Raw genomic sequence first — 19,568 nt, 5'->3', positions numbered from 1 at the left:
GTGTTTAAATCGTTTCTGCATCTACCTTGTCATACTCGGCATGAGTGCCAATAAAGCGGATAAAAATAATGCCCATGTCATAACGGATTGAGACAATCAGCCGATAGGAATTGCCTTTGATGTTGAACACAACACGATTGTTGGCAATGATGCTGGCATTACGATGAGCGGACTTAACATCGACTGGACTCTGCCAATCGGCGTGAGACGCTTCGTAGTACCAAGTTTTTAGTGCTTCTGAGGCATCTGGATGAGTTTCCCAGAAGTTTCGCAAGGTGCTGCGGGACAAAATACGCATAGAACTTTGTGACTGGAACTCCCGAAACACGAGACAATTGAAATATCGGTTCTGCCATTCTCATGGGGCAAAGAATAACGTGCTATCTCATCATTTTATCACAGAATTTTTGTCTCTAGGAATAGTTGGCGGCAAGGAGTTTTCGGATGCTGGGGGAGCGAAACCCAAGAATGATATCTTGAGGAGACACGCCACGTTGAATCAGTTCTCGATCGATGTAGATTTCGGTACTGTTGTGTTGAATCCAGATTTGATTTTCGATGATATCAAGCTGCATGGCACACCCATAGATGCGATATTCGTCGCGCCATTCGTTGTGCATGACGAGGTATCGATCGCGGGCGAAATCGAATATTAGCTGAGCATTTGCGTCATTTTTAGAAAAATCTTCGAGAAAGTCACAAACAATTTTGCGGTATTCGTTTAGTCTATCCATTGGTCGATCGCCTCACGAGTTGGATTGTAAATAATTAGTCGAATTTCATAACGTTCGATGACAGTTTTTGCGGGTTCAAATCTGAGAAACATTTGGTAGGTATCGATGGGCACTGCCAGATTAGCCCTGTCTGGCGTGTGTGCTGAGTTTGGTTTTTAGTGCCGAAAATGCTTGAAATATCGTAGTTTGTAGGGTGTGCACTGCGCACCGGTTGACTTTGATACCCATTGAAATACGTACTGGTTTGCTTTTTAATACTTTTTGACGCACCCTACAAGATTAGCCGGTGCGCATTGCGCACCCTACAAAATACTAATCCCAGCACAGCGTCGGTCTTTCATTCTTAATCATCTTGGCATCACACTTTGGGCAAGGATGTGTACTAGGCCAGGGATAGAACCGCGATCCCCGACATTGACGACAAATACTCGGATAATGATAGTTAGGATCGCCAGTCGGGCCATCTTTGCCATCGCGATCAATCACAACGTCAACTACTGCTTTACAATCTTCACAGGTCATTGTTCTAACAACAGTGATCATTCCAAAGCCCAGACCACCAGAAACCATTTTTGCTATGTACCCACAACCAGGACATACAAAGTTATATAGTTGACCCATTGTTTTCCTTGATGAAGTTTGGCTAATTTGTACCAGTATACCTCTGTCCCAAAGCCGATCGGATTGCAGAGCAGAACTCTCTGACGACTAAGCAGACTAACTTGTAATAGTATTTTAATTGTAGGGTGCGTCAGATGAGTTTCTTAAACGATTATTGAAGGTTTAAATATCTGACGCACCTTACTAATTATGAGAATTGCGTAATTCCTGCTAGTTAACTAACAGCTACAGCACTCCCCAAAGGATGCTGCTGCAAAACAGCTTGCAAATACTTTCCAGTATAAGACCTCGGATTTTCTGCCACATCCTCCGGCGTCCCCGCCACAATAATCTCGCCGCCCTTATCTCCCCCTTCTGGCCCCAAATCGATCGCCCAATCGCAGCACCGAATCACATCCAAATTGTGTTCGATTACCAAAATAGAATTCCCCTTATCCACCAACCTTTGCAGCACATTTAACAAATGGTGAACATCATAAAACGACAAACCAGTCGTCGGTTCATCAATCAAATAAAGCGTCTTCCCAGTCGCGCGGCGCGACAGTTCCGTAGCCAATTTCACCCGCTGCGCTTCGCCCCCAGAAAGAGTCGGTGCAGGCTGTCCCAACTGAATGTAACCCAAACCCACATCCACCAAAGTTTGCAATCTGACACCAGCCCTGGGAATATTTTTAAACATTTCCCAGGCTTCCTCTACTGTCATGTTTAAAACATCAGAAATTGACTTGCCTTTATACTTAACTTGCAGCGTTTCCCGGTTGTAGCGCGCACCTTTACAAACCTCGCACTGCACGTAAACATCGGGCAGAAAATTCATCGAAATCACGTTCACTCCTTGGCCGCCGCAAGCTTCGCACCTTCCTCCTTTCACGTTAAAAGAAAACTGCCCAGCTTTGTAACCTCTTGCCTTTGCTTCAATGCTTTCGGCAAACAAATCCCGAATCACATCAAAAACTCCGGTGTAAGTAGCGGGATTGGAACGCGGAGTGCGGCCGATGGGAGATTGATCGATGACAATTACCTTATCAACCACATCCTGCAGAGACCGTTCGCCCTTCGTTTTGAGAGCTTCCATATCGGGCGGTAAAGGAACTTTTTTGGTAAGATAGTGTTGCAGCGACGGGTACAGCAATTCATTGATTAAGGTGGATTTTCCAGAACCGGAAACGCCTGTCACGCAGACGAGTTTACCCAGCGGAATTTCCACATCAATATTTTTTAAATTGTTGCGTGTCGCATTTTTGATTGAGAGAGCTTTACCGTTGCCTTTTCTCCTTTCATTGGGAGTTTCAATTACTCGTTTTCCCGACAAATAAGCACCGGTTAAAGATTCCTCGGCAGCCAACAAGTTTTCTAAACTTCCCTGCGAGATAATTTTGCCGCCGTGAACGCCTGCGCCTGGGCCGATATCGACAATGTGGTCGGCCGATCGCATGGTTTCTTCATCGTGTTCTACTACAATCAAAGTATTGCCTAAATCCCGCAACTTTGTTAAGGTTTGCAGCAGTTTAAAGTTGTCTCTTTGGTGCAGTCCGATGCTGGGTTCGTCCAAAACGTAGAGGACACCGGTCAAGCCGGAACCGATTTGAGTGGCGAGGCGAATTCGCTGGGCTTCGCCGCCGGAAAGCGTCATTGCTGGACGGTCTAATGTCAGATAATCTAATCCGACATCGAGCAAAAATTGTAGTCTTGCTTTGATTTCTCTCAGGGCTAAGTCGGATATTTGAAATTGCCGATCGCTCAATCCCAAATTCTCGACTCTCTCTCGACAGTCGCGAATCGAAATACTGGTCAAATCGACAATGCGGTACTGTCCCAGCCGCACCGCCAGCGCCTCTGCTTTCAAGCGTTTGCCGCGACAAACCTCGCAAGGGCGATCGACTCGATACTGTTCCAGTTTCTGCTTAATTAAATCAGAACCAGTATCGTCGTACTGGCGCTGCAACATGGAAATTACACCTTTAAAATCTCTCCGCAAATCATTGACGCTGGTGTCTCGCTTTTTACCTTCTGCGGTTTGTTTAAACTCGTTTCCATACAAAATCACCTGTTGGTGTTGTGGCTTCAATCGGAACCAAGGAGTGTCGATATCAAAGCCGCAAGCATCAGCAACACTGCACAACAAAGAGAGATAATAGGAATTGTCTTTGTCTGACCAAGGGGCGATCGCGCAATAAACAGGTGCTTTCTCGTCAGGAATGACCAACTCCGGCGCAAAAGTCCGCAAATTCCCCAAACCGTGGCAGTTTTGGCACGCGCCGTAGGGCGAATTAAACGAAAACAATCGGGGCGAAAGTTCTTCCATCACCGCGCCGTGTTCGGGACAAGCAAAGTTTTCGGAAAATACGATCGGCCCGTTGGGTTCGGAATTTTCATCAGTCGGTAACTCTTCAACGATCGCAATTCCCTCAGAATGTCGCAGACAAGTTGTTAGAGAATCAACTAAACGTTCTTCTAAACCGGCTTTTTTAACTAACCTGTCAACAACTATCTCGATGTTGTGCGTATGATTTTTATCTAATTCGATATTTTCTGACAGTTCTAAAATTTCTCCGTTAACTTTGACTCGAATAAATCCTTCGGAAGCTAAACTAGACAGTAATTTGCGGTGAGTGCCTTTTTTTCCGCGCACCACCGGCGCCAGAAGGTGAAAGCGAGTGCCATCGGGAAGTGCCATGACTCGATCGCACATTTCATCAATTGTCTGCGGCGCAATGCAGCGATCGCAAATCGGACAGTGCGGTTCGCCAGCTCTGCCGTAGAGCAATCTGAGATAATCGTAAATTTCTGTAACAGTGCCGACAGTCGATCGCGGGTTGTGAGAAGTTGACTTTTGGTCGATCGAAATAGCCGGACTCAACCCCTCGATCGCGTCCACATCCGGTTTGTCCAACTGTCCCAAAAACTGGCGCGCGTAGGCGCTGAGAGACTCAACGTAGCGGCGCTGTCCCTCTGCAAAAATTGTATCGAAAGCCAGGGAAGACTTACCGGAACCGGAGACACCAGTAAACACGATCAGTCGATCGCGCGGCAGTTCCAAATCGATATTCTTCAGGTTGTGCTGTCTCGCACCCCGAATCTGAATCGTATTTTGGCTGTTGGAGTTCAAAGTCGTCACATGATGTCCGTTGTGGGATGCACTTGACTGACTGGGTGAGGTTTCGGCGCGTTGGGACATGAGAGTAGTGCAAAACAGTGCTTAACCATCTTAGCGCTGCCTTTGGAATAGATAGCATCCAAACTCAAGAATATCAAAGAATCGTCAAATAGTTGACAGTTGACAGTTGAGGGTTCAGTTTTAACGCCCGCTGCTGTTTGCACAGTAGACTGCATAATGTTTACTTCCCCTGCATTGAGATTAACATCAAAGAATCTTTAAATAAGTTTCCGTCGGCCCGTCGGGCAAAACCTTCAAAATTTGATGCTTCAAATCCACTTCAATTCCCAGCATGGTTTGAGCGTTTGGAATGCGAGTCCTAGTTAAATCCGAGGACTTTAGTCCTCACTACAAACCGACATTTTTCGGGTAAAATCGAGTCTAATATTTTAATTACTGAGGCTTAGTGTCATGCCTATTCCCAAACTTAGTGAAACAATCATCAAAAATAACAGTTCTGAGCGATCGCTCAACCGAGCCGAAGATTACTATTTAGGTGGAACTGTTACTAACGCAGTCCTCCGTGGCAATATGGTGCAAGCAACAGTATACGGTTCTCAATCTCAAGCCTACAGCGTTAGCCTGCCGTTCAATCCTGCGGGATTAACATCTGGAGTATTCTGCACTTGTCCTTACGATGGCGATGGATGGTGCAAACACATTATCGCGACGCTGTTTTTGTGTCTGCGAGAACCCGAAAAAATTGAACATGGCGAGAGGCTGGAAGACTTGCTTTCTCGGCTCAACGATGCCCAAATCTATGAGTTAGTAGAGCATTTAGCGGACAACGAACCGTCGCTGATCAATGCGATCGAACTATACGTTAATTCTAACGCTGTGTCTGCGCCGACAAGCCAATTGACGAAAATACATCGCCAAAGTGCGATCGATCCTGCTCCTTTTCGGCGACAAGTACGAGACATTTTCCGACAAGCTGAGAATTATTCCGAGTATGAATATGGTTATGATGAAGAAGACCCGATTACAGAAGAAATTTTAGAATTGATTCAGCAAGCCCAGGAATTCAGCGAACAAGGAGATGGTAAAAACGCTTTAGTAATTTTAGAAGCCATTACCGCAGGCTGCGTTGATGATTGGGATGACGTAGAAGAATATGGTTTTGAAAGTTATGAAATCACTAATGCTTTGGATGAAGCTTGGACAACAGCCATTTTGACCGCTGAACTAACTGCTGAAGAAGAAATAGATTTCCAGGTGATGTTAGAAGGTTGGAATGATGAATGGGATTGTGATTTCAGCATGAGTTTGGAAGCTTTACGCCAAGGTTGGGACTACCCGCCACTCCAGCAGATATTGGAAGGAAACCTTACTGGATCGGGAATCTGGGATGTTGACGCACCAGATTATGCTCGTGAATTAACCTTGACTCGCTTACAAATTCTCGATCGCCAGAACCGCGACAAAGAATACTTATACCTAGCCAAAGCAGAAGGCTGTATTCAACAATATCTGACCATGTTAGCTCGTTTGGGGAGAATAGAAGAAGCTGTGAAAGCTGCGGCAACCGAGATGACATCAGTCGAAGAAGCTTTTGCTCTAGTTCAAATTTTACAAGAAGACGGATACTCAGAAGAAGCTCTAAAGATTTGTCAAGCTGGGTTAAATTTACCAGGAAATTCTACCTACAAACTGGCAATTTGTATGAGTGAATTAGCCGATGAATTGGGCGAAAAAGAATCTGCGTTTAATGCTAAAATTAAACTCTTTGAAATTCAACCTTCCTTGAAGGATTATTTTTCATTGCAGGAGTTGTCAGGAGATAATTGGTCAATTTTGAGAGCAGATTTATTGGCAATTGTAAGAACCATTCAAAACTACAGTTCTACCGAAGCAAAGGTTGATATTTTTCTGCATGAAAAAATGATTGAAGAGGCGATCGCCGTTGTAGAAACATCTTACAGTTCAGAACTGGTTCATCGAGTGATGATGGCAGCAATTCCCCATCGCCCAGATTGGGTAATCGCCAATGCTTGTCAGCGCGCTGAATCGATTCTAAATGCAATGAAATCAGCCGAGTACGATAGTGCGATTAAGTGGCTAGAAAAAGCCCGTGCTGCCTATATACAAGCTGGGCAAAAAGTTGAGTGGTCTGCTTATCGCGCTCAACTGATGGAAGTACACAATCGGAAGCGGAAATTCATGGGTTTGTTCAGAAACTCATATTTAAATTGAGTCTTAATTTTACCCTAAATTTCTGGCAAAAATTGCAGAGTTTTGTGAAATTATCGGCGCTTCTCTGTGTCGATATGCCTCGCTTCTGCCGTTGATATTATGTCCGAGCGATTTCTATAACAAAAACAGTTCGTAGTGCGGAATTAAGTCTGCACGACGAACTAATTTTATTGCGGTCAATCGCTCGGACACGATATGATATCGTTTCCGGTTGCATCGGAATAATAAAATTGAGTCAACAGTCAACAGTCAACAGTCAACAGTCAACATTCAACATTCAACATTCAACATTCATATATAAGTGCAACCGGAATTGATATGATTTATCAAAATTATTTGACAACAGCACTCGGTGCAACCCTATTCCAATTTACCCGAGAAGCACCGTACAAAATAAAATTATCCAAAAGTCCGTAAGCATCCCCGCAATTGTAACCCTTAGCCTCTACACATTTCTTGTCCGCCCTTTGATTCACCGCCACAAAAATATCAACTCCATCCGGCAACACACCCGCATACATCTTCAAATTAGCAAAATCATCAAGGATGTGACCTCCATCGTCCACAGGCGGCAATTTCCACTCCTTCGGATTATTCTTTCCTCCTAACTGAATAGCCCAAGCATGAGTACCATCAAGCGCTCCATTGTGAGCAGTATATCGATTCCAAACATTATTTCGCTTTTCGCCGATGCGCGGGTTATTCTCATAACCACCAACCCAATATTGTGACATAAATTTGAGAAAAACTCCAGCTTCTGCAGCTAGCGAACCGGTGCCGGGACTCAAATCTGTGTTTCTGCGGGAAAAAAGAACCTGGCTTAAATTCCAAGACCAATTTATCCTCCCCGGCTTGGTATTTATCCAGCTAGAAAAATCGCAAAAGTTACCCTTCCAAATGCAGTGCGGCCGCTTCAAATCCCATCCCTTACCGTAGTAATTCTTTCCGTTCCAGTGGCGCTTTTCCGGTTCGCGACTGCTAAAATTTTCTACTTCTTGGGTCATAAAAATTCCCTTGTTAGCCGCAGTAGGAATTCCCAACTCTGTTTTGAAAAAAAGCTCCAAAGCAGAGCCTTGATGAGTTTCTGGTTTACCCGTTTTAGCAGCATATCTGCCGGAGGCTACCAACTGCTGCATAATAATCGTAGGAAATGCCGGACTGGTATTGGAATAATGATATTGACCGAGGGGATACTGAAGGCATCGCCCAGCCAAAACCAGCATAGTTTCTTCTAAATTAGGACTTGGCAAAAAATAGCCTGCGTTAGGGGGAATACTGAGTTGGTTTTTAGCTGAACTGACAGATTTATTTCCCCATTCATTGATAAGTAGCTGTTCTTGCGATTGAAAATCTGCTGCTGTTTTCAAATTCCGAAGCACTGGCAAATTTGCAGTTACATCTTGACCGTATCTGGGGGCGCTGCGCTGAAGTCCCGAGCGGTGCGAGAGCAGGTGTCCGAGGGTGACGTTTTGCCACTGTTTGTCGGCAAATCCTGAGTTGAGATTGCTACAATTACGGTCTTTAATTGCTACGGGAAATTTTACTTTCCCCGAAAATACGGCGTGCAATTTTTCAGGGATAATCGCGACTGGATATTGCTTGTTCAAACCGGGAATTAGGGGCGGATAATGCTGGGGATCGAACAATTTCATTCCTTCGATTTGCTCGTCAGTCAGTTCTAAGCCCGCCCGATCGCGCGCCGTCTGTTTCAGCGCCCAGCGCACCATTGCAAAGGTAACAGGCTTGCTGATGCTGCCCATACGCATGGGGGTATCTGCTGGTACGATCGCGCTCAGAGGAGTCTGCATATCGTCGCCGCAAGCCGGATTTGCGTTCAAGGTCGATCGGTCTTTCATGCGCCCCAAGCCCCAAACACCCACGGGCTTACCTTTGACAGAAACACCGAGGACAGCCGCACCGACGCAGCGGTAGCGCATGAACTCTGTCAGGGATTGCAAAATCGGCTGTAGTTGCGCGTCGCCGCTACCGCTAACGGGGATGCTTTCTTCTGCTAAAGCTGTGTTGTTGTTCGACTCAAAAATCTTTCCGAAGCTTCCTAAGAGGATAGCTGAAATTAAGGTCAAAGTTGTGTAAAAAAGTCGATTAAATTTTCCTTGGTTGCCCGCAATTTTCATGATAAAAAACTCCTGTTTAAAAATGTAGGGCGGTACTCAGTTGCCCGCCCTTTGGCAACCACAAGTAAAACTATTGAGGGATGGGAGGCGCGGACAAGAATACTTGATTCTGGTTAGTATTAATTAAATTTGTCTCTAACACAACGCCTATCAAATTGTCATTGTAGAAGATACCAGTATCTTGAACATTGTTGTTGCTCCAATCGCCAGTTTTGAGCGAATAGCCGTCTGCTAGATTGCCTTTAATTTGGATTTTATCGACACCTAACGTAAAATCCGTAATCGTAGCATAGCCAGTGCCGAGATAGTAAACATTATTAACGTTGCCGAGTACAAATGTGTCCGCACCCGCGCCGCCGGCGAGAGAATCGGATTCGCTGCCACCGCCGATACCGTTACCAGCACCCGAAAAATTAGCACCATCAAGGTAATCGTTACCGTCGCCACCAAGCAGATAATCTTTGCCGCTTCCTCCGAATAGATAATCGTTGTGAAGTCCGCCGAACAGTATATCTTGCCCAGCACCTCCATACAGCATATCTTCGCCAGCGTCGCCTATTAAATAATCGTTGCCGTCATCGCCATTTAACTTGTCGTTGCCGAAGCCTCCGTATAATTTATCATTGCCGGCACCGCCATTTAAATCATCGTTACCGAAGCCGCCGTCGAGGAGGTCGTCTCCCGCGAGACCTGACAAGATATCATCGCCTTTATTGCCGTAAATTGTATCATTTGAAAGCTGAATTTGACCTTGGTCGTTGATTGTCCAATTTTGTCCAACTAAGGATTTGTGGAATTGACCGTCGCCGTTGACAGTGTTGTTGTCGTCGTAGTCTGTACCGTTGATAACTGATGACATTTTTGTGACTCCTGTTTACTTTTCAATTGGTGCAAGGGTGAGAAAGACTCAACTAACTTGCTTGATGTGTCTAGTTTCTCCTTTCCTCAAGCAAGCGACAATGGGAATAAAATCAGGTGTTTAAAGAACTAAAAAATGGCTGGCAACAATGATTTACCGTAAAAACTCAGCTTAAATCAGTTAAAATAGGGAAAAGTCAGGGTAATTTCCCGATGGAGGAACAACTCTTCTCTGGCAATAGTCTGCATACTTACGTATATACGTACTCACGGGCGAGCCCATGAACTCAGAATTAGAATTATCTTGGAGCAAAACCAAAGAATCTGCCGATCGCATTTTTGCCCAAAACACCGGCAAATATCTCAGCGACCTCGAAACGAAAGTCCTGCAAGGCTCTTGGGAAGGCAAAAGTTACGATGAAATCGCCAAAACCTACGGCTACAGCCCTGAATACCTCAACAAAGATGTCGGTAACAAATTGTGGCACAAGCTTTCTGAAGCTTTGGGAGAAAGAATTACTAAGAAAAATTTCAAAGAAGCGCTGAGGAGAGCTTATGAAGCAGAACCCAGTCAATCTTTGTCTGCAAATCCGCCCTCGCCAACATTACCGACGGCGGCAAATTTGCAATTCCCCGAAGGTTCAGTAGCCTTAGATTCACCTTTTTATATAGAGCGTTCCAGCATCGACTCTCTCTGCGAGGAAACGGTTGTCAAACCCGGTTCTCTGATTCGGATTAAGGCCCCGGAGATGATGGGTAAAACTTCACTGATGAACCGGATTTTAGCTCGCGCTGTCCGGGAAAATTATCACGCAGTTTATTTGGATTTGAGCGCCGCCGATCGAGGAATTTTAACAAATCTTGATAAATTTTTGCGTTGGATGTGCTTGATGGTAAGCCGGCAGTTAAAGTTAGAAAATAAGTTAAACGAGTATTGGGATACGGATATTTTAGGCAGCAACGATAACTGTACGGTATACTTTGAAGAGTATTTGCTGGCAGAAATAGCAACTCCTCTAGTGTTGGGATTGGATGAAGTCGATCGCATATTTCCCTACACAGAAGTAGTTGAAGATTTTCTGGGGATGCTGCGAAGCTGGCACGAAAAAGCCAAAATTTCTGATATCTGGAAAAATTTACGGTTGGTAATGGCGCATTCTACTGAGGTTTATATTCCTTTGGATATGAATCAATCTCCGTTTAATGCGGGAGTGCCCGTGGAACTGCAGGAGTTTGACAGCCAGCAAATCCACGATTTGGCTGGGGTTCACGGCTTGGATTGGGGTGATGGACAGTTGCAAGAGTTGATAAGTGCGATCGGCGGACATCCTTATTTAGTAAGATTGGCAATGTATGAGGTTAGTTGTGGCAAAATTTCATTAAATCAGCTATTAGAAAATGCCGCCTCAGAATCGGGAATCTACAGCAATCATTTGCGGAAGCATTTAGAGATTCTGCAACAAAATCCCGAATTAGCTTTAGCTTTGAAAAAAGTTGTAAATTCCCCGGAAGCAGTTGAATTAGATTCAATGCAAATTTACAAGTTGCACAGTATGGGAATTGTGGGGCGGCAAAACAATTATGTGATGCCGCGCTGCAATTTGTACCGCGAGTATTTCTGCCGTGTTTTAGGTTAAAGAAAACACGCTCACCTTCCGGTGAGACGTAGGGCTTCTCGCGAGTTAAGCTAATTTTTTTTCAAAGTTAGCTTCCAATTTGTATTGCCAACCTTTTCGCAAGAAAGCTGGGTATTGTTGGGAAGTTTGCATTTGAAAAACCAACTAGGTTTTTTGTCTTTTTGCTTGAATTCCAAAGTTGCACTATTAGCACCTACAGAGGAAACTACTCCACCACTTTCAAAAGGAGTATTATTTTCTCCTATAAATTTCCATGTTCCTTGCTGGTTTGTTCCCTGTTTGATAACCATTTCAACAGAGGTTAAGGCATCATCACCTTGAGAATAAAGATTTCCTTTCCAGTTGCCGACAATCGAAGATGGGGAAGTAATTACTTCATTAATTTGAAGGTTATTAACCTGTTGTGATTTTAAGGGGTTAGCCAAAACTTGAGAAGTTTTACCTAAAATTGCCATTGCGGAGGAAAAAGATCCCGCCATCAAGGTGGCAAGGAGGATGGATTTTACAGACCGTACAACTGAGAGGCTTTGGTTTTGAATGTTGTTATCCATGATGATTCTCCAAGTAATGTTGTTGGGTAATAAAATTAGGTATTAGAGCGGACTAGATGCAGAAATAAACACCTGATTTAGGTTGAAATTAGTAATGTTTTGATCTTGCACAACACCAATTAAATCACCCTTGTAGAAGATTCCCGTGTCTTGGGCATTGCTACCTTCCCAGTTGCCAATCCCAAGCGAATAACCGTCTGTTAGAAGGCTTTTAATTTGGATTTTGTCGTTTTGAATTAAGCTAAAGTCCGTAATTGTGGCGTAGCCATTTCCGAGGTGGTAAACACTATTTATGTCACCCAACACGAAGGTGTCCTTTCCAATGCCACCTGTGAGGATGTCGAATTCATTTTGCCCAAAGCCGTAACCAGTAAGTTGATCGTTACCACTCCCGCCGAAGAGACTATCGTTGCCCGTACCGCCAAGTAGAGCATCATCTAGATCACCGCCAATTAGCCGATCGTTACCAGCGCCACCAACTAAATAATCGTAGCCAGCGCCGCCATATAAAGTGTCATTACCAGCGCCACCATCGAGAACGTCGTTGTTAAATCCACCATCTAAATAGTCATTTCCACCAAGACCCGACAATATGTCGTTTCCTGCATAGCCATAGATTGAGTCATCTCCTAGGGTTAATACAGGGCCATTAGGGGTTTGCATCCATTCAGGATCTTTACCAACTAACTTGGGTCGTAATTGACCGTTATTGAAAGTACCGTCATCATTGAAAGTGGTTCCATTAATAATTGTCATTTCACTTGCTCCTTCTTCAAAATTAAGACGTAGAGATTGAGCTATCTGTGCGATCGCTACTACATTGCTCGGAATCGTTAAAACTTGATTTATTCCCTCTGCCATAACTTTTGTAGCGCCGTCAAATACTACGGCTATGTTTAACCGGGCAGAGGGTTATCAGCTTAGCCAGGAAACGGATTGCCAAGGATGAAGTCCGTCGCTGTGACATTGGTGGTGTCTTGCAACACACCAATTACATCATTTCCGAACAATATCTTAGTATCTAGAGCAGCGTTGCCATACCCGAAGTCTCCAGACACCAGAGTGTATTTATCTAGAGTCTCAAAGAGTGCGATTTTATCGGCTTCTAATGAGTTAAAGTCTGTAATTAAGGCGAAACCATCTCCGGTGTAGAAATTGTAGTAGGATTGCGCGCCCAGCACGAAAGTGTCCGCGTTAGCGCCGCCTGTGAGGGTGTCAAATTCGGTGCCGTTGCTGAAACCGTTAAGGTAATCATTGCCAGCACCGCCAGTGAGAATGTCATTGCCAGCCTCGCCCCACAGGTTGTCGTTGCCAGTGCCGCCATCCAGGTTGTCGTTGCCAGTGCCACCATCCAGGTAGTCGTTGCCAGTGCCACCATGCAGGTAGTCGTTTCCAGTCTCGCCGTAGATATTATCGTTACCGCTGTCGCCGTATAAGTCATCGCTCCCTCCACGACCGTAAATGATGTCATCGCCTCCAAGTCCGTGGATTACATCATTACCAAGCGTTAATACTGGCCCGTTCGGACCTTGCTGCCATTGCTGATCGGTTCCCACTAATGATTTGTGGAACTTATTGTCGCCGTTGACAGTATTGTTGTCATTGAATTGAGTACCGTTGATAGTTGCCATTTCAGTTGTTCCTTTGTATTTCAAATTAATTGATTTATTTAGAAGTAATGCTGGCAGTTTGTATTTGTTGGCTGCACGTTTTGCTTCCTGTTATCAGTTTCGTGCTAAAACTCTTGAACGGCAATGGTGATAAAATCAGGTATTATAGGAACTGATAAATAGCTTCAGGTTGTGAATTTGTAGGGGAAAATCAGGTGCAGCCTGACAAAGCATCATCAAAATCAGGACTCAGGCATCAGACCTTCATAACCGGGTTTTTACCTAATCTGTCGGCTATAACCAAGGATTTTCGTAAAAAACCCGGTTTCTAACCCCCGGTTCGTAAGTCCTAAAAATCAGCAAAAATCAGGTTTTTTGGTAAATCTCTACATAGTCAGGTTTGCGATCGTACAATCAAATCTAGATATGGGTGCAGGTAATGATGAAAGAATCTCCACTTGGTTATGAATATCAGATTGGCGGTAGTCTCCCAGCAGATGCGTCTAGTTACGTGACGCGCCAAGCAGACTTGGATTTTTACGAATGTTTGAAGGCTGGCGAGTTTTGTTATGTTTTAAATTCGCGCCAAATGGGTAAATCTAGTTTGCGGGTGCGGGCTATGCAAAAATTGCAAGCTGAAGGTACTGTTTGCGCTTTTATCGATTTAACTGGGATTGGTAAGGAGGATGTAACTGCGGAAAAGTGGTATGCTGGTATTGTTAATTCTTTGGTCAGTAGCTGTCAGCTAGGCAATAAAGTTAATTGGCGGAGTTGGTGGCGCGATCGCCGGGATTTGTTTTCGCCTCTACAGCGGTTTAGTTTGTTTATTGAAGAAGTTGTTTTAGTTGAAATAAAACAAGATATTGTTATTTTTGTTGACGAGATCGATCGCGTTTTGAGCATGAATTTTTCTACGGATGAGTTTTTTGCTCTGATTCGCTGGTTTTACAATCAAAGAGTTGACAATCCTCTATACCGACGTTTGACTTTTGCGCTGTTGGGGGTGGCGACGCCTGCGGATTTGATTGCTGATAAAACTCAGACTCCTTTTAATATTGGTAAGGCGATAAATTTAGGCGGTTTTAAAATTGATGAAGTGCAGCCTTTGATTGATGGTTGGCGGGGACAAGTTGGTGATGCTGAAAGTGCGTTAGCGAAGCCCTCGCAGAGGATCGCCCAAATTCTAGATTGGACGGGCGGACAACCTTTTTTGACCCAAAAGCTGTGCAAGTTGGTGCTTGAGGAATCTGCATTGGGAAATTTGCGATCGGTTGAAGAGGTGGTGCAGTTGCGGATTGTGGAGAATTGGGAGTCTCAGGATGAGCCTGAACATTTGAAAACTATTCGCGATCGCATTTTGAGAAATCAGCAAAAAGCCGGACAGTTATTGGGGCTTTACCAGCAAATTTTGGAATCTGCTAACCCCCCCCAACCCCCCCTTAGTAAGGGGGGGCTAAATACCGCTCTATCTTCCCTAGGGATGGGCGAGCTAAATTCTGCTCTTGCTCCCCCCCTTAGTAAGGGGGGGCTAAATACCGCTCTATCTTCCCTAGGAATGGGTGAGCTAAATTCTGCTCTTGCTCCCCCCCTTACCAAGGGGGGGCTGGGGGGGGTTCTTACCGATGGGAGTCGCGAACAAACCGAGTTGCGCCTCTCAGGTTTGGTGGTTCTGCATCAAGGCAAATTAAAAATTTACAACCGAATTTATGCCGAGATTTTCAATCTTGAATGGGTGGATAAACAGTTGGGCAAGCTGCGCCCTTATGCGGAAAATTTTAATGCTTGGAATGCTGCCAATTTTGAGGATAATTCGCGACTGCTGCGGGGAAATGCCCTGCAAGAAGCTTTGGATTGGGCAAAAAATCAAAGTTTAAGTCCTCTGGATTACCGCTTTTTAGCGGCGGCTCAGAATTGGGAAAAGCGAGAAGTTCAACAGGCTTTAGCCGTCAAAGAAGAAGAAGGTCAGATATTAGCAGAGGCGAATGAAATTTTAGTTTTAGCTCAACAACAGGCGAAGGTTAAATTAACTCAATCCAAACAGAAGTCTACCCGCATTATTACTATCGGTTCTATAGTTTTAGGAATTTCTGTGATCACAGCAACTTTGATACAATTACAAGTAAAAAAAGCTCAACAGGAAGTAGCAGAAAAACAAGTAGTCCTGCAAACCTTATTCTCTAAAGCAGATTTAGTTTCCGATCCTTTTGAGGCGCTGCTGAAAGCATTACAAGCAGCACAACAGATCAAAGGATTAGAAAAATCAGCCAGCAATGAGACACAAATACAAGTAACGAGGGGCCTACAACAGGCAATTTATCATGTTAGAGAACGCGATCGCGCGATCGGTCATCGTGGCGCTATCAAAAGTGTAACTTTCAGTCCCGATGGCAAAATTTTTGCTTCTGCTAGCGAGGATGGTACGGTAAAACTCTGGAATGCTAGACCAGCTACATTAATATCAACCCTGACAGGACATACTGGTAGAGTTACGAGTGTGAGTTTTCATCCTAATGGCAAGATTTTGGCTTCTGGAAGTGAAGATGGTACTGTCAAGTTGTGGGATGTAACGCGCAGCACTTTAATTAAAACTATTAAGGCTCATCATAGCTGGGTGAGAAGTGTCAGTTTTAGTCCTGACGGTCAAATTTTCGCTTCCTGTAGTTCCGCTGGTTTTATCAATTTGTGGAAAACAGCAGACGCTACATTATTAAAAACTCTGAAAGCACATACCCAGATCGTTACCCATATTAGTTTTAGTCCCGATGGTAAAACTCTCGCTTCTGCAAGTTTTGATACAACCGTGAAGCTTTGGAATGTTGGCGATGGATCTCTCATAAATACTCTGGAAGATCATAAAAGTAACACCAGAAGTGTCAGTTTCAGTCCCGATGGTAAAACCTTAGCTTCTACCGATCAAGACGGCATAGTGAAACTGTGGAATGTAATAGATGGAACTTTACTGCAAAACCTTCCCACCCATCGCAGGGCTGTCTGGAGTGCAATTTTTAGTCCAGATGGCAATACTCTAGCCACTATCAGTTCCGATAGTACAGTCAAATTGTGGAATTTAGAGGATATAAACGACAATACAATTGAACCGCAACTTCTTAAAGGACATCGTGGCAGAATTTTGAGTATTGGTTTTAGTCCAGATGGCAAAACTCTGGTTTCTGGAAGTTTTGATAGTGCAATTAAGCTCTGGAATTTAGAGGTGAGGGAACCGCAAACCATTAAAGGAAATAGCACTAATGTTCAAGCTGTAAGTTTTAGTCCCGACGGTAAGATGTTAGCTTCCGGTAGCGACGATTTTAAAATAAAGTTATGGAATAAGAAAAATGGTACTTTACTCCAAACTCTCAACGGTCATCAAGGTCTGGTGCTAAGTGTTAGTTTTAGTCCCGATGGTAATATATTAGCTTCCGGCAGTGTTGACAAAACAATTAAGTTGTGGAATGTCCAAGATGGTAGACTACTAAAAACTCTCAACGGTCATAGCGCTTGGGTGAGAAGCGTTCGCTTTAGTCCAGATGGAAAGACCTTTGTTTCTGGTAGTTCTGATAGTACGGTAAAACTTTGGAATGTAGCAGATATGAGGTTACTGCAAACCTTTAAAGAACCTCGCAGTATTGTAACCGATTTAAGTTTTAGTCCAGATGGAAAAGCTCTAGCTGTGGCTTGTTCTGACGGTGATATACAGCTATTAAATTTAAAAAAAACGACTTTAATGCAGAGTTTTCCCGCCCATAGCGGTTGGGTAGCTACCATTAGCTTTAGCCCAAATGGTAAAATTTTTGCTTCTGGTGGTTCGGACAGTATAGTCAAACTATGGAATGCAGAAAATAGCCGATTATTGTTCACCCTAGAAGGACATTTATCTGATATAACTAATATCAGTTTTAGTCCAGATGGCAAGACTTTAGCTTCCTCTAGCGATGACGGTACAGTGAGGATATGGAATGTAGAAAATGGTCTGGAAATATCAATTTTAGAAGGACACCTTGGCCGCGTTACCAGCGTGATGTTTAGCCCAGATGGCAAAACACTGGCTTCTAGTGGGCTTGACAATACTATTAAGTTGTGGAACTTAGAATTTGATTTAGATCATTTTATCAGGCAAGGTTGCTTGTGGTTGGAAGATTACTTTGCTTCCCATCCTGAAGAGGCGAGAAAATTTAGCAAAATATGTAAATAAATAATTTATGGCTGAGCATTTATATCGCCAATCATCCTGACGAAAGGGCGATCGCCCAAATCTGCAATCCTTAAAAAAATTGAATAATATCGTGTCCGATATACCCGATCTAAGACGTTGATGTCACCAATGGCGGGGATGGGGCGAGTTGATGGGATTATTTGTCGGTTTCATAGCAATTCCGGTTGCACTCCTCATGATGTTAACTGTCAACTGTCAACTGTCAACTGTTAACAGTTAATTTACTATTTCGATGAAGAGAGAATTTGATATCATAGATAGTTGGTGAATCCGCCTCCTACAGGATTTTAGGATATTTATTGCACACCAATAAACTTGTGAGTTTGCAAAGACAACCTATAACTCGGATGCTGTTTGAGCAACTCCAAAATAATCGGAATCGCCCGATCGCGCGATTCCCATTCCGGCTGCAAAAACACAGGCACATTCATATCCTCAACAAAATATTTTTTGTAAAAATCAACTTCTTCGCCCGTGCTAACCACCAACTTAATTTCATTGGCTTTCTTCCATAAATGCTCTTGTACCGGATATTTAGGATTGACGTGTTCTTTAGGAGAAAGAGTAATCCAAGCCAGCGGCGAAACATCTTGCCAATAAGCGCCAGAAGTTTCGATACTTACCTGTTTGTCAGCTTGTAACAATGCTGCAACTAACTCCGGTAAATTCTGGTGAATGAAAGGTTCGCCGCCAGTAATGACAACTCTCGGAGACTGCAATTGAGCTAGCAATTGTGCGATCGACTGCGGCACCGACGGCAAACCTTTGCCACCTTTGGAGTAGCCAGTATCGCACCAAGGACACCCCACGGGACAACCTGCCAATCTAATAAAATCAACTAAAGTACCTGTCCAATAACCTTCGCCTTGAACAGTGCACTGAAAAGTTTCGTGAATCGGTAATTTTATTTGTAAATTTGATGCCAGCATTTGTCACTTTAAATTAATAATATTTGTTGAGGATTTTGATTAATTGTAATTGATCGTCGGTAATTAATATAGTTCTAGATACAGGGGTAGGCAGAAACCGGGTTTTTCACGAAAATACTGTATCGCAGCTTTGAATACAGATAAAAACCCGGTTTCTTTGGTTTTAATGAAGTTCCCAGCAGCTAAAACTCTTTAATTGTGATGTTCCGGCTGCATCATAGTTGCCCAGCGGCGTTTCAGGGCTAAAGTTAGTCCGTCAGCAATGGGGACAACACTCAGAGTAACTCTCGGATCGTTACGCAATTTGTCGTTGAAATTACGAAGGGCGAGGGTACTTGTGTCTTGTACTTGAGGATCGGCAACTCGTCCCGACCACAGAACGTTGTCAATTACTATTAAACCGCCATTGCGTACAAGTTGGAGCGATCGCTCAAAATAAGCCTCATAATTTTCTTTATCTGCGTCTATAAATGCAAAATCAAAGGTTCCGGCTTGTCCCTCGGCTATTAGTTTGTCGAGAGTATTGATTGCCGGCCCCAATTGCAAGGAAATTTTGTTTGCGACACCCGCCGCTTCCCAATAGCGTCGCGCTATAGAAGTATATTCCTCGCTGATGTCGCAGGCAATAATTTGACCGTTAGGAGGCAGGGCTAAGGCTACGCACAGGGAGCTATAACCAGTAAAAACGCCAACTTCTAAGGTTTTTGTCGCTCCCATAAGCTGCACCAGCATCTCCATAAACTGACCTTGTTCGGGAGCTATTTGCATCATACCCATCGGATGCTTAGCAGTTTCTTCTCGCAGTGCAGCGAGAATATCTGGCTCCCGCAGGGAAATAGATAATAGATAATCGTAAAGTTTATTTTCTAGACCAATAGTTGAGTTCGCCATCGGTTTGTCCTTCCTGCTGACTTTTGATTTGAGATTGTA

The 19,568-nt window shown here is 44.0% G+C and carries 15 protein-coding genes; 3 read left to right on the top strand and 12 right to left on the bottom strand.

The features are described 5' to 3' along the window. Positions 1-4 precede the first annotated feature (4 nt). The 5 genes from QUB13_RS16735 to QUB13_RS16715 all read right to left on the bottom strand — a co-directional run bounded on the left by QUB13_RS16735 (position 5) and on the right by QUB13_RS16715 (position 4,688). Complete coding sequence (locus QUB13_RS16735) at positions 5-298, bottom strand: type II toxin-antitoxin system HigB family toxin (protein ID WP_333382639.1); 294 nt, start codon at positions 296-298, stop codon at positions 5-7. 115 nt (positions 299-413) lie between these two features. After that, positions 414-734, bottom strand: a complete 321-nt coding sequence (locus tag QUB13_RS16730) for a XisI protein (RefSeq protein WP_333382637.1) — start codon at positions 732-734, stop codon at positions 414-416. Further along, positions 722-847, bottom strand: a complete 126-nt coding sequence (locus tag QUB13_RS16725) for a hypothetical protein (protein ID WP_333382635.1) — start codon at positions 845-847, stop codon at positions 722-724. Before QUB13_RS16725 ends, QUB13_RS16730 begins: the two co-directional genes overlap by 13 nt. Before the next feature lie 722 nt (positions 848-1,569). Beyond that, on the bottom strand, positions 1,570-4,533 hold the full coding sequence (gene uvrA, locus QUB13_RS16720; protein WP_333382633.1) for an excinuclease ABC subunit UvrA: 2,964 nt from the start codon (positions 4,531-4,533) through the stop codon (positions 1,570-1,572). Next, positions 4,470-4,688 carry a hypothetical protein gene (locus QUB13_RS16715; RefSeq protein WP_333091778.1) on the bottom strand — a complete coding sequence of 73 codons (219 nt, stop codon included), beginning with the start codon at positions 4,686-4,688 and terminating at the stop codon, positions 4,470-4,472. The genes uvrA and QUB13_RS16715 overlap by 64 nt, the downstream gene beginning before the upstream one ends. A 235-nt stretch (positions 4,689-4,923) precedes the next feature. Between QUB13_RS16715 and QUB13_RS16710 the strand changes: the two genes are divergently transcribed. Continuing rightward, a complete protein-coding gene (locus QUB13_RS16710) occupies positions 4,924-6,705 on the top strand; it encodes an SWIM zinc finger family protein (RefSeq protein WP_333382631.1) in 1,782 nt (593 codons plus the stop codon). Positions 6,706-7,037: 332 nt separating this feature from the next. Here QUB13_RS16710 and QUB13_RS16705 read toward each other — a convergent pair whose 3' ends face one another. After that, a complete protein-coding gene (locus QUB13_RS16705) occupies positions 7,038-8,840 on the bottom strand; it encodes a serine hydrolase (protein ID WP_333382629.1) in 1,803 nt (600 codons plus the stop codon). Between the two features lie 70 nt (positions 8,841-8,910). Further along, entirely contained in the window at positions 8,911-9,699 is a 789-nt protein-coding gene (locus tag QUB13_RS16700; RefSeq protein WP_333382627.1) for a calcium-binding protein, read from the bottom strand. Between the two features lie 280 nt (positions 9,700-9,979). Here QUB13_RS16700 and QUB13_RS16695 point away from each other — a divergent pair, with 280 nt between their 5' ends. Next, positions 9,980-11,335 (top strand): AAA-like domain-containing protein, encoded by a 1,356-nt coding sequence (locus QUB13_RS16695; protein WP_333382625.1) that lies wholly within the window; start codon positions 9,980-9,982, stop codon positions 11,333-11,335. Between the two features lie 50 nt (positions 11,336-11,385). Here QUB13_RS16695 and QUB13_RS16690 read toward each other — a convergent pair whose 3' ends face one another. The 3 genes from QUB13_RS16690 to QUB13_RS16680 are packed head-to-tail and all read right to left on the bottom strand — an operon-like array spanning position 11,386 to position 13,517. Beyond that, positions 11,386-11,886, bottom strand: a complete 501-nt coding sequence (locus tag QUB13_RS16690; protein WP_333382623.1) for a hypothetical protein — start codon at positions 11,884-11,886, stop codon at positions 11,386-11,388. 42 nt (positions 11,887-11,928) lie between these two features. Further along, positions 11,929-12,747, bottom strand: coding sequence for a calcium-binding protein (locus tag QUB13_RS16685; protein WP_333382621.1), 819 nt, complete (start codon positions 12,745-12,747; stop codon positions 11,929-11,931). A gap of 59 nt (positions 12,748-12,806) precedes the next feature. After that, entirely contained in the window at positions 12,807-13,517 is a 711-nt protein-coding gene (locus QUB13_RS16680) for a calcium-binding protein (protein ID WP_333382619.1), read from the bottom strand. Positions 13,518-13,935: 418 nt separating this feature from the next. On the opposite strand from QUB13_RS16680, the gene QUB13_RS16675 reads away from it, so the two are divergent. After that, positions 13,936-17,688, top strand: a complete 3,753-nt coding sequence (locus QUB13_RS16675; protein ID WP_333382616.1) for an AAA-like domain-containing protein — start codon at positions 13,936-13,938, stop codon at positions 17,686-17,688. A 317-nt stretch (positions 17,689-18,005) separates the two neighbouring features. Here the strand turns inward: QUB13_RS16675 and QUB13_RS16670 are convergent, their stop codons facing one another. Continuing rightward, on the bottom strand, positions 18,006-18,638 hold the full coding sequence (locus QUB13_RS16670) for a 7-carboxy-7-deazaguanine synthase QueE (protein WP_333257054.1): 633 nt from the start codon (positions 18,636-18,638) through the stop codon (positions 18,006-18,008). A gap of 192 nt (positions 18,639-18,830) precedes the next feature. After that, positions 18,831-19,529: a class I SAM-dependent methyltransferase gene (locus QUB13_RS16665; protein WP_333382614.1), complete on the bottom strand. Its 699-nt coding sequence runs from the start codon at positions 19,527-19,529 to the stop codon at positions 18,831-18,833. Between the last annotated feature and the right edge of the window lie 39 nt (positions 19,530-19,568).

Origin of the sequence: Microcoleus sp. B4-D4, from assembly GCF_036705185.1 — a bacterium.
Classification (GTDB): Bacteria; Cyanobacteriota; Cyanobacteriia; order Cyanobacteriales; family Microcoleaceae; genus Microcoleus.
Note: the sequence above shows the minus strand (reverse complement) of the source record. Positions and strands in the feature narration are given on the sequence as shown.

Excerpts from the sequence above, each read along its gene's own strand:
- QUB13_RS16695 (WP_333382625.1), top strand. The coding sequence starts at position 9,980 with ATGAACTCAGAATTAGAATTATCTTGGAGCAAAACCAAAGAATCTGCC.
- QUB13_RS16700 (WP_333382627.1), bottom strand. The coding sequence starts at position 9,699 with ATGTCATCAGTTATCAACGGTACAGACTACGACGACAACAACACTGTC.
- QUB13_RS16690 (WP_333382623.1), bottom strand. The coding sequence starts at position 11,886 with ATGGATAACAACATTCAAAACCAAAGCCTCTCAGTTGTACGGTCTGTA.
- QUB13_RS16670 (WP_333257054.1), bottom strand. The coding sequence starts at position 18,638 with ATGCTGGCATCAAATTTACAAATAAAATTACCGATTCACGAAACTTTT.
- QUB13_RS16685 (WP_333382621.1), bottom strand. The coding sequence starts at position 12,747 with ATGGCAGAGGGAATAAATCAAGTTTTAACGATTCCGAGCAATGTAGTA.
- QUB13_RS16715 (WP_333091778.1), bottom strand. The coding sequence starts at position 4,688 with ATGCAGTCTACTGTGCAAACAGCAGCGGGCGTTAAAACTGAACCCTCA.
- QUB13_RS16705 (WP_333382629.1), bottom strand. The coding sequence starts at position 8,840 with ATGAAAATTGCGGGCAACCAAGGAAAATTTAATCGACTTTTTTACACA.
- QUB13_RS16730 (WP_333382637.1), bottom strand. The coding sequence starts at position 734 with ATGGATAGACTAAACGAATACCGCAAAATTGTTTGTGACTTTCTCGAA.
- QUB13_RS16710 (WP_333382631.1), top strand. The coding sequence starts at position 4,924 with ATGCCTATTCCCAAACTTAGTGAAACAATCATCAAAAATAACAGTTCT.
- QUB13_RS16680 (WP_333382619.1), bottom strand. The coding sequence starts at position 13,517 with ATGGCAACTATCAACGGTACTCAATTCAATGACAACAATACTGTCAAC.
- QUB13_RS16735 (WP_333382639.1), bottom strand. The coding sequence starts at position 298 with ATGCGTATTTTGTCCCGCAGCACCTTGCGAAACTTCTGGGAAACTCAT.
- QUB13_RS16675 (WP_333382616.1), top strand. The coding sequence starts at position 13,936 with ATGATGAAAGAATCTCCACTTGGTTATGAATATCAGATTGGCGGTAGT.
- QUB13_RS16665 (WP_333382614.1), bottom strand. The coding sequence starts at position 19,529 with ATGGCGAACTCAACTATTGGTCTAGAAAATAAACTTTACGATTATCTA.
- uvrA (WP_333382633.1), bottom strand. The coding sequence starts at position 4,533 with ATGTCCCAACGCGCCGAAACCTCACCCAGTCAGTCAAGTGCATCCCAC.